The organism is Erwinia sp. L03-1 (assembly GCF_058686115.1).
In genome coordinates this window covers 1,942,293-1,957,629 of sequence record NZ_CM178762.1, presented here as the reverse complement: position 1 = coordinate 1,957,629, position 15,337 = coordinate 1,942,293, and the positions used below count along the sequence as shown (strand labels likewise).

Here is a 15,337-nt window from a genome sequence, read left to right as displayed (position 1 = left end):
TATGTTACAGAAAGCGGTAAAAAACCAGTACCGCTTGAGCATGACAATAAACCATCAAACTATATGGCAGATTACTCCAGAAAAATAAGCATATTATTCCATGAGTGACGGCTTTCCCGTCCTTTATTAAAAGATTAATGATAATGAAGAGCGCATTTTCCGACATAATCCATAAATAAAGTCATAAATATATTATTTTGTTTTTCCTGGTTAAGCAGAATTAAACTCTGTTTCCGGTGTGGGATGAGAAAAACCGCCGCTCAAGTAAGTTATCCACATAATACCTCCCCTGCCTGAAACGTCAGATTGTTAAGCATCACTTCATTAGCCTCGTTATCGGTTTATCACTTATCCGTCAGCGTTATCCATTATCCATTGCCGGTTCACCCTGGGGGTAATTTACGCCAGGCTAAATTCCCTGCCTGTTCAAGCGCTTTCATAAATATTCCGGAAAGCGTCTTGATTGTGGCGCGTTTTTACAGATACTGTATATAAATACAGTTAACCCGGAAACACCATTATGCAGTTCATTTCGCCCGGAGAAATTAGCAGCACCCTGCTTCTACCGCTCTTTACCGAGCGCGTACCCTGCGGCTTTCCCAGCCCGGCCCAGGACTATGTTGAAGACCGGCTCGATCTCAACAAGCTGGCGATTAAGCATCCCAGCGCCACCTATTTTGTTAAAGTCAGCGGCGACTCCATGCGCGGCGCGGGCATTGGCGATGGCGATCTTCTGATTGTCGACCGCTCACTGACCGCCGAACACGGCGACATTGTGGTCGCGGCGGTTGATGGCGAATTTACCGTCAAAGAGCTGCGTACCCGCCCCTTTCTGCAACTCATGCCGCACAACAGCCTCTACACGCCGATTGTATTTCACAGCGAAGAGGAGCTGGAGATCTTCGGCGTGGTGACCTTTACCCTGAAAGCGCATAAGTAACCATGTTTGCCCTGGTGGATGTGAACAGCTTTTATACCTCGTGCGAAACCGTTTTTCGCCCCGATCTGCAGGGCAAGCCGGTGGTGGTGGTATCCAATAACGATGGATGCATTATTTCCCGATCGGCCGAGGCTAAAGCGCTGGGGATAAAGATGGGGGCACCCTACTTTAAACTGAAAGACGAGCTGCGCCGCCAGCAGGTGCACGTTTTCAGCTCCAACTACGCGCTCTATGCCGATCTCAGCAACCGGGTGATGACCACGCTCGCCGATATGGCCCCCTCCGTGGAAATTTACTCGATTGATGAAGCCTTTATCGATCTCTCCGGCGTCAGCCACTGCATGTCGCTGGCCGACTTTGGTCATCAGATGCGCAGTCAGATCTTAAAGAACACGGGCCTGACCGTTGGCGTGGGGATTGCGCAAACCAAAACGCTGGCCAAGCTCGCCAACCACGCGGCGAAAACCTGGCGCAAAACGGGTGGTGTTGTCGATCTCTCAGACGTCGATCGCCAGCGTAAGCTGCTGGCGCTGGTGCCGGTGGAAGAAGTATGGGGTGTGGGGCGGCGCATCAGTAAGTCACTCCATCAGATGGGTATCCACACCGCGCGTGATTTGGCTGACAGCGCGCTGTGGGTCATCAGGAAGCATTTTAATGTGGTGCTGGAACGTACTTCACGCGAGCTGCGGGGAGAACCCTGCCTCAGTATGGAGGCGATGCCCGCCACCAAACAGCAGATTGTTTGCAGCCGCTCCTTTGGCCATCGCATCACCCACTATAGCGATATGCACCAGGCTATCTGTACCTATGCCGAACGCGCGGCCGAAAAGCTTCGTCAGGAGGAGCAGTACTGCCGCTTTATCAGCGTTTTTGTCCGCACCAGCCCCCACGCGGAGGGCGAAATTTTCTACGGTAACCAGGCTTCCGGCACCCTGCTAACCCCCTCGAATGATACGCGCGACATTATTCGTACGGCCACGGAGGCGCTGGACAGGATATGGCGGGACGGTCATCGCTATATGAAGGCTGGCGTGATGCTGAGTGACTTCTTTAGCGAGGGCGTGGCACAGCTCAATCTGTTTGACGACAGGCAACCCCAGGCTAACAGCGAGGCGCTGATGGGCGTGATCGACCGACTGAATCAGTCGGGGAAAGGCAAAATCTGGTTTGCCGGGCAGGGAACGCAGAAAAGCTGGGCAATGAAGCGGGAGATGCTGTCCCCCGCCTGGACCACCCGTTATGCCGACCTGCCCGTTGCAAAGTGAATCATACACGGCGAGGCAGGCTACCGGACGCGCAAAGTCGATGTCCCGCAGCCTGCCCGCGCGGTGCTACAGCGCGTTGATCTGCTGCAAAACAGACTGTTTGACAGCCTGCTGCTTCGACGGGCTGTCGGCCAGTGTCGGCTGCTGCTGAAAGGCCTGATCGAGCTTCTCCCCCAGCGTTGGCGAACCGATTATCCAGGCATTGGTCGCCTCATCACCGATAACCGCTGCCACTACCCGGGCGGCCTCCTCCCAGGTCTGTATCGCTATCCACGGCGTATCAAGCGAGTAGGCAGGCGTGGCCGAGGTGACCCGCAGCGGCACCTCGGCCACGATATCCCGCGATGAGCGCCCTATTCGCAGCGTAAAAGGGCCTTCCAGCACCCAGTCCTGTCGGTCTTCGTCGTAGTATGAGAAGGCGCGCTTATCCAGCCGCAGGGTAACGGTTTTAGACTCCCATCCCTTCAGCGTCACCTTTTCAAAGGCCTTCAGCTCCTGCACCGGCCGGTCAAGACGTGCGACGTTATCCCCCACATACAGCTGCACCACCTCTTTGGCAGTTCTGTCCGAGGCATTGCGCAGCGTCAGGCTGATGGTCACGCTCTGCTGCTTATCAATGTCAAAGACCAGGGAGGACGGCGTGACCGGTCCATATTCGATTTTCGCGTAGGAGAGACCGTGGCCAAAAGGATACGCGGGCGCGATGCCTTTAGTGTCGTAGTAGCGATAGCCGACATAGATGCCCTCGCCAAAAATGACCGTCTTACTGTTGCCGGGAAAATTACCAAAGCTGGGCGTATCGGCATAGCGCACCGGAAAGGTTAGCGGGAGTTTGCCGGAAGGGCTGACTTTACCGGTCAGAATATCTGCCACGGCGTTGCCGCCCTGCTGGCCCGGCTGCCAGGCCAGCAGGATAGCGTCGACCTGGGGCTGCCAGGAGGCGATTTCAATCGGCGAACCGATATTTAACAGCACCACGACCTTTTTATTCTGCTGGTGAAAGGCAGTGGACACTTTCGCGATCATCGCCAGCTCATCCGGATGCACCGCCATCGTGTAGCTGTCGGCCCCCTCCGTTGAGCTGCGGCCAATGGCAATCAGCGCAATATCGCTTTTTTCCACCGCACGGCGCAGGGTTTTATCCAGGCTACCTTCATCCAGCCGTTGCTTATCCAGGGTATCCATAAAGGTCACGCCCGCATTACGCATCCCTTCCTGCAGGCTAACCCGCTGCTGCGGGTCAATATTGACCTCGGCGCTGCCGCCACCGGTGTCAAAAAAACGGTGAACGTTCTTGCCGAAGGCGGCAATGCGCTGACCGCGCCTGACCGGCAGCGTATGGTCACTGTTTTTCAGCAGCACCATAGAGTCCGCGGCCACCTCCCGTGCCAGCGCCGCAGGATCAGCCGGTGCAGCCTCCTCCGGCGGCATAGCCTGCTTAAACGCCTGGGTTTTCACCACCGTTTGCAGAATGCGGGTCAGGTTAGTATCAATCTGTTTTTCCGTCAGTGCACCGGACTTCAGCGCCGTGAGCACCACCTCCTGCGGGTCGGTATTGCGGGGAACAAACAGCGTGTCCTTTTGCGACTTCCCACCCGGCATATTCAAATCGTTGCCCGCCAGCAGCGCGCTCACCGGATCGGTCACGCCGTACCAGTCGGACATCACCATGCCGTTAAATCGCCACTGGTCGCGCAGGACCTGCGTTAACAGCCAGGTATTCTGCGAAGCGGCGGTGCCGTTAATCGCCGGATAAGAACTCATGATTGCCCAGGGCTGAGCCTCGCGGATCGCATACTCAAAGCCGGGAAAGTAGATTTCACGCAGCGCACGTTCGGAGACGATCTGATTAAGGGTCTGCCGACGGGTTTCCTGATTATTCGCCGCGAAGTGCTTTACTACCGCCCCCACGCCCTGCGCCTGCAGCCCACGAATATAGCTGGCGGCGATGCGCGCGTTCAGCAGCGGATCCTCAGAGAAGTATTCAAAATTGCGTCCATTACGCGGGCTACGCTGAATATTGATCGCCGGGCCAAGCATCAAGTCCACGCCCCTCTCCCGCGCTTCCCGGCCTATTGCACCGCCCACGCGCTGAATAAGCGCCGGATCCCAGCTGGCGGCCATCGCGATGGACACCGGGAAGCCAGTTGCAAAGCGCTTTGCGCCACCGGTCGGCCCGGCCCCGAGCCTGACCCCAACCGGCCCATCGGCAAAGACGATGGATGGAATGCCCAGACGGGGGATAGCCAGGGTGGCACCTGCCGCGCCCGCCACCTTCGCCGAGTTGTTCATACCGGTTCCGGTGACCAGCGCGGCTTTTTCCGCCAGCGTCATGGCGGCAATCACTCCCGATATGGAGGCGGTATCCGTAAGCTGGGGGACGCAAAAAGCGGCAGAAAAAGGCAGGGAGCAGGCGGCGAGCAGGCTCAGGCGAAGCACTCTTTTTTTCATATTAGTCCCTCAATCAGGGCATTCACCGCGGGTGAATGCCCTTTCCGTTATTCATCGTCTGGGATTAGACCACCTTTAGCCGTTGTTTTTCAGCGATCTGGCGCACAGAGATCGAATACGCAGCCGTCGAAGCGCACGGGCAGAGGGGCCTGCCCCGTAACGCTAATTACTCTGCATCCTGATTGACTATACTTATCTGGCTCGAAGACGCGCCCGCGAAGGTGCGACGATTTCCCTGTCAGGAGGAACGTTTTGATTAAATGTAGCGTGATGTACCCCAACACTGAAAATGCCCGGTTTGACTATGACTATTACCGCGATGTGCATCTGCCGCTGGTCGAGAAGAGAATGGGACACTACCTGGTTTCCTGGTCGATAGATAAAATCGTTGGCACGACCGAAGGCGAACCGGCGCCTTATATCGCGGCCTGCCATCTGATCTGTCATTCCGTTGAGGATCTGCAAAAGGGCATGGCCGACCATATTGACGAGATCGTCGGGGACGTTGCGAACTTTACCAACCTCACCCCGCAACAGTGGATTTCGGAAGTCGTGAAGTAAACCACCGCCGGTTCGGCATAAAAAAACCCTGTCAGCCTGAGGCTGACAGGGTATAGACGGCGCGCTTACCTCTCCCCGTCCCACCTGAGCAGCGCATTCTGCCACCGGTTGGATGGCAGCGTTTGAGCGTCGCCCGGCGATTACAGCAGGTTTTTTTCGGCCAGATCCAGCGCGAAGTAGCTGAAAATCAGGTCGGCACCGGCGCGCTTAATTGCGCCCAGGCTTTCCAGCACCACATCGCGCTCGCTGATTGCCCCGGCCTGCGCGGCAAACTTAATCATCGCGTACTCACCGCTGACCTGATAGGCCGCCAGCGGCAGATCGGTGCGCTCACGCACATCGCGAATGATATCCAGATAGGCGCCTGCTGGCTTAACCATCAGCGCATCCGCCCCCTGAGCCTGATCGAGCAGGGATTCGCGAATCGCTTCGCGGCGGTTCATGGGGTTCATCTGATAGGTTTTACGGTCACCCTTCAGCGAGGTGCCTGCCGCCTCACGAAACGGGCCGTAGAATGAAGAGGCGAACTTGGTGGAGTAGGACATGATCGCCGTATCGGTAAACCCGGCCTCATCCAGCGCCTGACGAATCGCCGCAACCTGACCATCCATCGCCGCCGAAGGTGCAATAAAGTCAGCCCCGGCGCGCGCGGCGGCAACCGCCTGCCTGCCGAGGTTCACCAGCGTGGCGTCGTTATCCACCCCGCGATCGTGCAGCACGCCGCAGTGACCATGGGTGGTGTACTCGCAGAAGCAGGTATCGGACATCACGATCATTTCCGGCACCGCATCCTTACAGATGCGCGACATACGCGACACCAGGCCATTCTCCTGCCAGCTATCACTGCCCGTCTCATCGGTATGATGTGAGATACCAAAGGTCATCACCGAACGGATCCCGGCTTTGGCGATACGCTCAATCTCGAAGGCCAGACGTTTTTCCGGAATACGCATCACGCCAGGCATGGCCTGGATCGCTTTGTAGTCATCAACGCCCTCTTCAACGAAGATCGGTAGCGCCAGATCGTTGATGCTGAGCGATGTTTCCTGGAAAAGTGAACGAAGAGAGGGGGACTGACGCAGACGTCGTGGACGCTGGCTGAGAGAGAAACTGGACAAAACAACCTCGGTTTAGCGGCTAATCACCAGCCCGAACGGCAGGCGGTGACGAAAAAATGAGTCTGCTAACAGTATACCTCCGCGTGCCCTCTGACAACGTTTGTGGCCTTCTTCCCACCCCGGACGGCACAGAATGTGTAACTTAGTGCGCGGCCTCGCACTTTCATGGATAAAGCGCTCGTCCCAGCAATGAGACTGCTATGCTCAGGTGACCAGGCCCTTCACCCCTGATCTTCGCCCTGACCCTCATCGGTGAAGTATCCGACCTGCCCTACTCTTCCAGACTTGTCTGTTATCACGCGTGCCATCCTGCCCTTACTTAAGCCCGGTGCGTACGTATAAGGAATTGATGCGTGAGAAACCCATTTAGCGGCAAAGCGATCGGGCAGCGCGTCCCGATGCCTGAAAAAAACGACTATGCCAGCGTTAAGCCGGAGCTTTACTCAGCAGAACAGATGGTGCGCTACGGCGAGAAACTGGCCCGTTCCCACCGTCTGACGCAGCAAAAACAGCCTTACTACCTGCTGAAAAGGCTGAATGATAACGAAGTAAGCCTGGCCGAAAGCTGTGAGGTTATCAGCCAGGGAGACAAAAGCAGTCGGGCACCGGCGGGTGAGTGGCTGCTGGATAACTTCTACCTGATTGAGGAACAAATCAGGCTGGTGCGGCAGCTGTTACCGTTTAATTTTGGTAAGGGGCTTCCGCAAATCGCCCTGCCACACTACGGCCCGCGCATCTACGATATTGCGACCGAGGCGATCGTACACAGTGACGCCCACTGGGATCTCAGTCTCCTGGCGCGGTTTATCACCGCTTATCAGACGGTAAGCCCGCTTACGCTGGGCGAACTTTGGGCGCTGCCGGGCATGCTGCGCCTGGCGCTGATTGAAAACCTGCACCGGGTGGCGATCGACGTCGCCCACGCCCACCAGCAGCGCGCACTTGCTGAGGAGTGGGTCAGGCGCATGCTGGAGTGCGAGGAGAACGATCCGGCCAACCTTATCGTGGTAATGGCAGAGATGGTGCAAAGCCAGCCGCCGGAGAGCAGCGCATTTATTGCGGAGATGATCAGAGGGCTACAGGGTCACGGCTCCCGTCTGGCGCTGCCGCTGCTGTGGGTGGAAAAACGCATCGCCGAAGCCGGGCTAACCTCTGCCGAGCTGGTCAGTCGCTTTAACCAGCAGCTGAGCAGCAATCAGCTCTCCGTCAGCAACAGCATCAGCGGGCTGCGCCAGCTCAATGAAATTAACTGGGCCGATTTCGCCGAGTCGGTAAGCCTGGTGGAGCAGTGCCTGCGCCAGGATCCGGCCAACATTTACGCCCAAATGCATTTCGATACCCGGGATAACTATCGTCATCATATCGAGGTCCTGGCGCGCCACAGTGCCTTTAGCGAAGAGGCCGTTGCCCGTAAAGTGGTGGTGCTGGCGGGCGTGGCACCGGCAGATAGCGTCAGGCGGCACGTAGGCTATTATCTGGTCGGCAAGGGTCGGGCAGAGCTGGACAGCGTGCTGAACGCACATTTTCATCCCCTTTCGCTGCTGCGCAGTCAGCTCAATCAGACGCCGCTGCTGTGGTGGCTGGGAAGTATGAGCCTGCTGGTCATGGCCTTTAGCACCGAACTTCTTTTTCACGGCTATCGCCAGGGAATGGGGTGGTCGCTGCTACTGCTGACGTTACCGGTCATCGTGGTGGTTAGCCAGTTCACCGTCGCGATGCTGAGCGAAACCCTGACCCGTAGCCGTAAGCCTGAGCCGCTGCCGCGCATGGATTTTTCCGCCGGTATTCCGGCCACGTGTCAGACGCTGGTGGTGATCCCCTGCCAGCTGGGCAGTGAACAGCATATTGATGCGCTGGTAAACCATCTGCACATCTGCTACCTGGGGAATGCACAGCCTAACCTCTACTATGCGCTGCTGACGGACTTTCACGACAGCGCGGTCCAGCAGGCGCCAGAACACCCGGCGCTGCTGGCCTATGCGGCCAACAAAATTGGCGCGCTGAACCGGCTTCATCCGCGCGACGGTGCGCATGACAGGGCATTTACGCTGCTGCACCGCGAAATAATTTGGAACCCGGCACAGGGCGTCTGGATGGGTTATGAACGCAAGCGCGGTAAACTCTATGCCCTGCATCGCTGGCTGCGCGGGCAGGATACGCCGTTTTCGACCATCGTCGGGGCCAGTCAGTCAGTGCTGGCGGCGGTGAAATACATTATTACCCTGGACAGCGATACGCTGCTGCCCAGGGAGATGGCGCATCAGATGATCGCGGCGATGGCGCATCCCCTCAATCTGCCTGTCTGGGACGCGCATCGCCTGCGGGTCACGGAGGGTTACGCCATCCTTCAGCCGCGCCTGGCGGAGGAGATCCCAACGGGCGGTCAGGGCCGCTACGCTGCACTGTGCAGCGGCGAGCCGGGCATCGATCCCTACTCGGCCATCTCTTCGGATATCTATCAGGACCTGTTCGGAGAAGGATCCTTTGTCGGCAAGGGCATCTACGATGTGGATATGTTCATGCTGGCGACCCATAACAGCTGCCCGGAAAACCTGGTGCTCAGCCACGATCTGCTGGAGGGATGCTACGCGCGTTCCGGCCTGCTAAGCGATGCCGTGCTTTATGAGCAGTACCCTAACAATTACCTGGCGGATGTGGCGCGCCGCTATCGCTGGACGCGTGGCGACTGGCAGTTGCTTAACTGGCTGCGGCTAAAAGTGCGACGGGCTGACGGCAGCCGGGCTGATAACCCCCTCAGCCACCTCTCCCGCTGGAAACTGCTGGATAATTTACGTCGGAGCCTGGTGGCACCCAGCCTGCTGATTACGCTGTTTTATGCCCTGTCGCCAGCCCCTGATGCGCTGTTATGGCTGGCCTGTCTGCCCGTTGCCCTGCTGCTGCCGACCGTTGCCGCGCTGGTCATCGGCCTGCTGAAGAAAAATCGCCGTAATCCCCTCTATCAGCATATTCGCGCCGTGCTGCGCGGAACCCGTAGCCAGCTGCTGACCACGGCGATGCAGATCGCTACGATGCCGCATCAGAGTCTCTACTCGCTGCGGGCGATTGCCGTCACGCTGTGGCGTCTCGGCGTCAGCCACCGCTATTTACATGAGTGGGTCGGCTCTGACGCCGGAAGAAACCGCTCAGCGCCGTCTGTGATCGCCTTTTATCGCGTCATGTGGATCAATCCACTCGCCGGTATTCTCCTGCTGCTGATTAGCGGTTTATCACCGCCTCCAATGATGGCTATCGCGCTCTTACTCTGCCTGTGCTGGGTTGCGACGCCTGCCGTGCTGGCGTGGCTGAGCCGCCCGAGAACCGTGGCAAAACAGCCGCTCAGCCAGCCACAGCGAAACTATTTACGGCAGATTGCCCGCGAAAACTGGGCCTTTTTTGACACCTTTGTTACCGCAGAGGAGAACTGGCTGCCGCCGGACAACGTCCAGGAGATCCCCCAGCGCCGCGTGGCGCATCGCACCTCACCCACCAATATCGGGCTCTCGCTGCTGGCCACGATGACCGCACGGGATTTTGGCTACCTGACCCAGCAGGAGGTGCTGCTGCGCATCACCCAGACGCTGGATACGCTGGATAAACTCGAGCACTATCGCGGCCATCTCTATAACTGGTACGACACCCATACGCTACAGCCGCTCCATCCGCGCTACGTCTCCAGCGTCGACAGCGGTAATCTGGCCGGTCATTTGCTGACCCTCAAAACCGGGATAGCGGCCTGGCGTTACGCGCCCATTCTGGATATTCCCAGCGTGCTGGCCGGCGTGGATGACACACTAAGATTGCTGCAACATGAGGTGGGGGAGAAAATGCCCGCCGCCCTTAAGCCGCTGCGTCAGCGTTTACAGATAGCCCACCGTCAGCCGCCGGATAAGGTCCTGCCCGAGCTGATTATCATGCGCGAGCTTGCCGCTGCGCTGCTGAACGACATGCCCGCCCTGACCCGTAGCTGGCTGCAAAACCTTCATAAGCAGCTTGAAGCGGTCTGTGAAGAGTGGCAGCTCATGGCAGGATGGCGCGCCCCACGTGAGTCGGTTACGCCCTTCCCCTCACTGCTGTGGCTGGTGGAACAGCACGAACAGGTTGCCCCGGGGGCGAATGAGGCACTGCGCACCGCGAGGTTGGTTGCGCAGAAAAGGCTGGCTATGATTCATGAGCTGGAGCTGCGGCTGGATGACCATGCCACCATGGATTTCCGCTTCCTGTATAACGCGACCACTAACCTGCTGAGCGTCGGCTACGACTGCGAGTCCAGCAAACTGGATAGCGGGCACTACGATCTGCTGCCGTCTGAAATTCGCCTGACTAACTATGTCACCATCGCCACCAATCAGCTGCCGCTGAAGAGCTGGTTCGCACTGGGCCGCCTCTATACCGAGATCAATGGCGATCCGGTGCTGATGTCGTGGAGCGGGTCAATGTTTGAGTACCTGATGCCACAGCTGGTGATGCCGCTCTGGCCGGATACCCTGCTTTCCCGCATGTGCCAGACGGCGGTGACGCAGCAAATTGCCTGGGGCAAGGCGCACCGTATTCCCTGGGGAATTTCCGAATCGGCCTGGTATGCCTTTGACAATCAGCACAATTATCAGTATCACGCCTTTGGCGTACCGGGGCTGGGGCTTAAGCGCGGCCTGAGTCAGGATATGGTCATCGCGCCTTACGCCACGCTGCTGGCGCTGCCGGTGCACGCCCAGGCAGCAATTAAAAACCTCCAGAGTCTGGAAAAACTGGGCGCACATGGCGTCTACGGATTTTACGAGGCGCTCGATTTTACCGCTTCACGCCTGCCGCAGGGGCAGTCACAGGTGATCATTGAGTCATGGATGGCCCACCACCAGGGTATGGGCTTTCTGGCGCTGTCGAATCTGCTGCTGGATGCGCCGATGGTAAAACGCTTTGCCGCAAATCCCGATTTCGCATCAGCGCGCCTGCTGCTACAGGAGCGCGTGCCAACCACGGTCGAGCTGTTCACTCGCCGCCGTAAATTTGAGTCAAATGAGGGCACGCTTCAGCAGCCTGCGTTGGAACAGCGTGAGTTCAGTGACGTCAATACGGCCTTACCGGAGGTCCAGCTGCTGGGGAATGGCCAGTACCACTTGATGGTTACCCTCGCTGGCGGTGGTTACAGCCGCTGGAATAATCTGGCCCTGACCCGCTGGCGGGCGGATGGCACAAAGGATAATCGGGGCACCTTCTGCTATCTGAGCGATCCACAGAGCGGTGAAGTCTGGAGCAACACCTGGCAACCGACGGGTAACAAAGGCGCGCAGTACCATGCCCTGTTTACCGATGCGGGGGCGGAATTCCGCGTCACCACCGGCTCACTCAGTATCCACAGCCATATTGTCGTCTCGCTGGAAGACGATGTTGAACTGCGACGAATCACGCTAACGCACCGTGGTCGTCGCGCAAGGACAATTGAGCTTACTACCTACGCCGAGGTGGTGCTGGCACCGGCCAGCAGCGAACTGGCGCATCCCACCTTCAGCAACCTGTTTGTGGAAACCACCCTGCTTCCGGCGCTGGAGGGCATACTCTGCCATCGTCGTCCACGGGAAGCCGCAGAACAGATCCCGTGGCTGTTCCACCTGGTGGCGATTAACGGTTCGGTTGGCCGGGAAACCTCCTTCGAGACGGATCGCGCCGCCTTTATTGGCCGTGGTCGCACCCCTACCACACCACTGGCGCTGACCCGGCCTGGGCCACTGGGGAACGGTGCCGGGGCGGTACTGGACCCGATTATGGCAATCCGCCAGCGTATCCGCCTGAAACCCGGCGTCCCGGTGGTGGTCGATGTGATGTATGGCGTAAGCAGCAGCCGTGATAGCAGCCTGGCCCTGATGGAAAAATATCGCGACCGCACCATCGCCGATCGGGTATTTGAAATGGCATGGTCCCACAGTCAGGTGGTGCTGCGGCAGCTGAATGCCAGCGAAGGCGACGCCATGCTGTTCAACCAGCTTGCCTCTGCGGTTATTTTCCCGGTCACGGAGATGCGGGCGGACCGGGAGGTGCTGAGCCGCAACCGGCGCGGACAGTCGGGGCTGTGGGGCAATGCGATTTCTGGCGACCTGCCGATAGCCGTGCTGGCCATCGGCAGTGAAGATAACCTCGGCATGCTGAAAACGCTTATCGAGGCGCATCATTACTGGCAGCTGAAAGGGCTGGAGGTGGATCTGGTTATCCTCGTACAGACGCGTGGAGGTTATCAGCAAAGCCTGTTTACACTGGTAACCAGCCTGATCGCGTCCGGCCCGTCCGCCGCCCTGACGGATAAACCGGGCGGCCTGTACGTGCGCAAAACCGAACTGTTAAGCAGCGAAGATCTGACGCTGCTGTTCAGCGCCGCCAGCCTGGTTCTTGACGACAGTCGCGGCAGCCTGGCGGATCAGCTGACCCAGCCGATACAGATGCCGCCGCAAACGCTACAGCTTATCCCCCTGATCCCCCGCCTGCCCCGGCCTGATTACCCGGCTGATGCGCTGGCGTTCGACATTTCTCAACTGCACTTTTTTAACGGCCTCGGCGGCTTTAGCCAGGACGGCCGGGAGTATTGCATCGTGCTGAAAGCGGGGCAAAGCACCCCTGCTCCCTGGTCCAATATTCTCGCCAACAAGGATTTTGGCAGCGTTATTTCCGAAAGCGGTCAGGCCTACAGCTGGTTTGGCAACGCGCATGAATACCGGATCACGCCATGGGAAAACGACCCGGTCAGCGACAGCTCGGGTGAAGCCCTTTATCTGCGGGATGAGGAGAGCGGCGAATTCTGGTCACCCACGGCCTTACCCGCCAGAACCGAATGCGACTACGTAACCCATCACGGCTTTGGCTACAGTCAGTTCAGCCATCAGTACAGCGGTATCGCCAGCGAACTGCGGGTGCTGGTGGCAAGAGATGCCCCGGTAAAACTGGCCGTGTTAACCCTCTCTAATCATTCAGGCCATACCCGCAGGCTCTCGATGACGGGCTACGTGGAGTGGACGCTGGGCGAGCATCGCAGTAAGACGGCGCTGCATGTGGCAACCACACCGGCCAGGGTGGTGAATGGCTGCGGTATCCTGGCGACCAATCACTATCGCGATACCGACGCCGGGCGAACGGCGTTTATCGCGTTAACCGGCGTTCACTGCTCGGTAACCGGCGACCGCCGTGAGTTTATCGGCCGCAACGGGTCACTCAGCAAGCCCGCAGCGCTGGGCATGCAGCGGCTTTCTGACAAGACCGGCGTGGGATTAGATCCCTGCGGCGCCGTTCAGTCGGCGACGACCATTATCGACGGCGATCAGCGCACCTTTATCTTTATCCTCGGCGTGGGTGAGGATCGGGCTGAGGCGGAAAGGCTGATTGAGGTCTGGCTGGATGAGGCGAAGGTCAGAGAGGAGCTGGCGGGTATCCACGACTACTGGCACCACATACTGGACAAGATCCAGCTCTACACGCCCGATGCGGGCGTCAACCTGCTGGCAAATGGCTGGCTGCTTTATCAAACCCTGGCCAGCCGTATTCTGGCGCGCAGCGGTTATTATCAGTCCGGCGGCGCCTGGGGTTTCCGCGATCAGCTCCAGGATTGTCTGGCGCTGAGCAATGCTCTGCCCGAGCGGCTGCGTGAACAGATCCTGCTCTGTGCCAGCCGGCAATTTACCGAAGGCGATGTGCAACACTGGTGGCATCCTCCAACCGGCCACGGCGTACGCACCCGCTGCTCAGATGATTTCCTGTGGCTTCCGCTGGCGATCTGCCACTACGTGGAGACCACGGGGGACAAAACCCTCGTTGAGGAACAGGCGGGATATCTGGAGGCGCGTCAGCTGGAACCTAACGAGGAGTCCCTCTATGAACAGTCGGCTGTCAGTACCCTGAAAGAGTCAGTCTGGCTGCACGGTATTCGCGCCATCAAACGCGGCCTGGTTTTCGGTGAACATGGCTTACCGCTGATGGGCTCCGGGGACTGGAATGACGGCATGAGCCAGGTTGGGATTGCCGGACGCGGTGAGAGCGTCTGGCTGGGTTTCTTCCTTTATACGGTACTGCGGCGCTATGCGGCACTGGCGGAAACGCTGGGTGATAATGACACCCTGACGCTCTGCCGGGATCAGGCGGACAAGCTGCAAAAGAATCTCCAGGCGCACAGCTGGGATGGTGAATGGTACCTGCGCGGCTATTTCGACAGCGGGGAACCCCTGGGTTCACACCTCAGTAAAGAGTGTCAGATTGACGCTATCGCGCAGAGCTGGGCGGTGCTCTCGGATGCAGGCGATGCCCAGCGCACGGCGATGGCGATGAAGTCGCTTGACGATAAACTGGTTGATAATGACAACGGGCTGATCAAACTGCTTACGCCGCCTTTCGACGGGAACGGCCCCGATCCGGGCTATATTCGCGGCTATCTGCCGGGGGTGAGGGAAAACGGCGGCCAGTATACTCACGGTGCCATCTGGGCAATTATGGCCTTTGCGGAAATGGGTGACAGCGAGCGAGCCTGGCAGCTGTTTGCACTGATAAACCCGATAAACCACAGCCTGACGCCGGAAGCCACGCAGCGTTATAAGGTCGAACCCTATGTGATGGCTGCGGATGTTTACTCCGTTGAGCCGCATATCGGACGCGGAGGCTGGAGCTGGTATACCGGCTCGGCGGGCTGGACCAGCCGTCTGCTGATCGAAGCCCTGCTGGGCATTAAACGCCGGGGCGAAGGCTTAACGATTCACCCGCATATGCCTTTGGCATGGCCGGCGCTGACGCTCACCTGGCGTGAAGGCACCAGCCGTTACCATATTGAGGTCATTCGCGGCACGGCGGATTATGAACTCTGGATGGATGGCGTAAAGCTGGAGGAGGCGATAATCCCACTGAGCGTCAGGGGCGAGGAGCATCAGGTTAAAGTCATTCTCGCGGGATAAACGAAAGGTCACTGTGGCCGGGTAAAGGTGAGGGGCGTATAACGCCCCGTCGGGGCGATGCTGCGGGAAGAAACAGGGTATGAG

Annotated in this window: 6 protein-coding genes; 4 read left to right on the top strand and 2 right to left on the bottom strand. The window is 58.5% G+C overall.

The genetic code is table 11. The features are described from left to right. The first annotated feature begins 520 nt into the window (after positions 1-520). Both umuD and umuC read left to right on the top strand, forming a co-directional pair. Positions 521-940 (top strand): translesion error-prone DNA polymerase V autoproteolytic subunit, encoded by a 420-nt coding sequence (gene umuD / locus AC4PCC_RS09010; RefSeq protein WP_492127142.1) that lies wholly within the window; start codon positions 521-523, stop codon positions 938-940. A 2-nt stretch (positions 941-942) separates the two neighbouring features. Then, a complete protein-coding gene (gene umuC / locus AC4PCC_RS09005) occupies positions 943-2,205 on the top strand; it encodes a translesion error-prone DNA polymerase V subunit UmuC (protein WP_492127141.1) in 1,263 nt (420 codons plus the stop codon). A 66-nt stretch (positions 2,206-2,271) separates the two neighbouring features. Here the strand turns inward: umuC and AC4PCC_RS09000 are convergent, their stop codons facing one another. Further along, complete coding sequence (locus tag AC4PCC_RS09000) at positions 2,272-4,656, bottom strand: beta-glucosidase (RefSeq protein WP_492127140.1); 2,385 nt, start codon at positions 4,654-4,656, stop codon at positions 2,272-2,274. Between the two features lie 252 nt (positions 4,657-4,908). On the opposite strand from AC4PCC_RS09000, the gene AC4PCC_RS08995 reads away from it, so the two are divergent. Next, positions 4,909-5,217, top strand: coding sequence for an EthD family reductase (locus AC4PCC_RS08995; RefSeq protein ID WP_492127139.1), 309 nt, complete (start codon positions 4,909-4,911; stop codon positions 5,215-5,217). A gap of 140 nt (positions 5,218-5,357) precedes the next feature. Here AC4PCC_RS08995 and hemB read toward each other — a convergent pair whose 3' ends face one another. Then, positions 5,358-6,335, bottom strand: a complete 978-nt coding sequence (gene hemB, locus AC4PCC_RS08990) for a porphobilinogen synthase (protein ID WP_416248481.1) — start codon at positions 6,333-6,335, stop codon at positions 5,358-5,360. 398 nt (positions 6,336-6,733) lie between these two features. Between hemB and AC4PCC_RS08985 the strand changes: the two genes are divergently transcribed. Continuing rightward, entirely contained in the window at positions 6,734-15,253 is an 8,520-nt protein-coding gene (locus AC4PCC_RS08985; RefSeq protein WP_492127478.1) for a glycoside hydrolase family 94 protein, read from the top strand. Positions 15,254-15,337 lie beyond the last annotated feature (84 nt).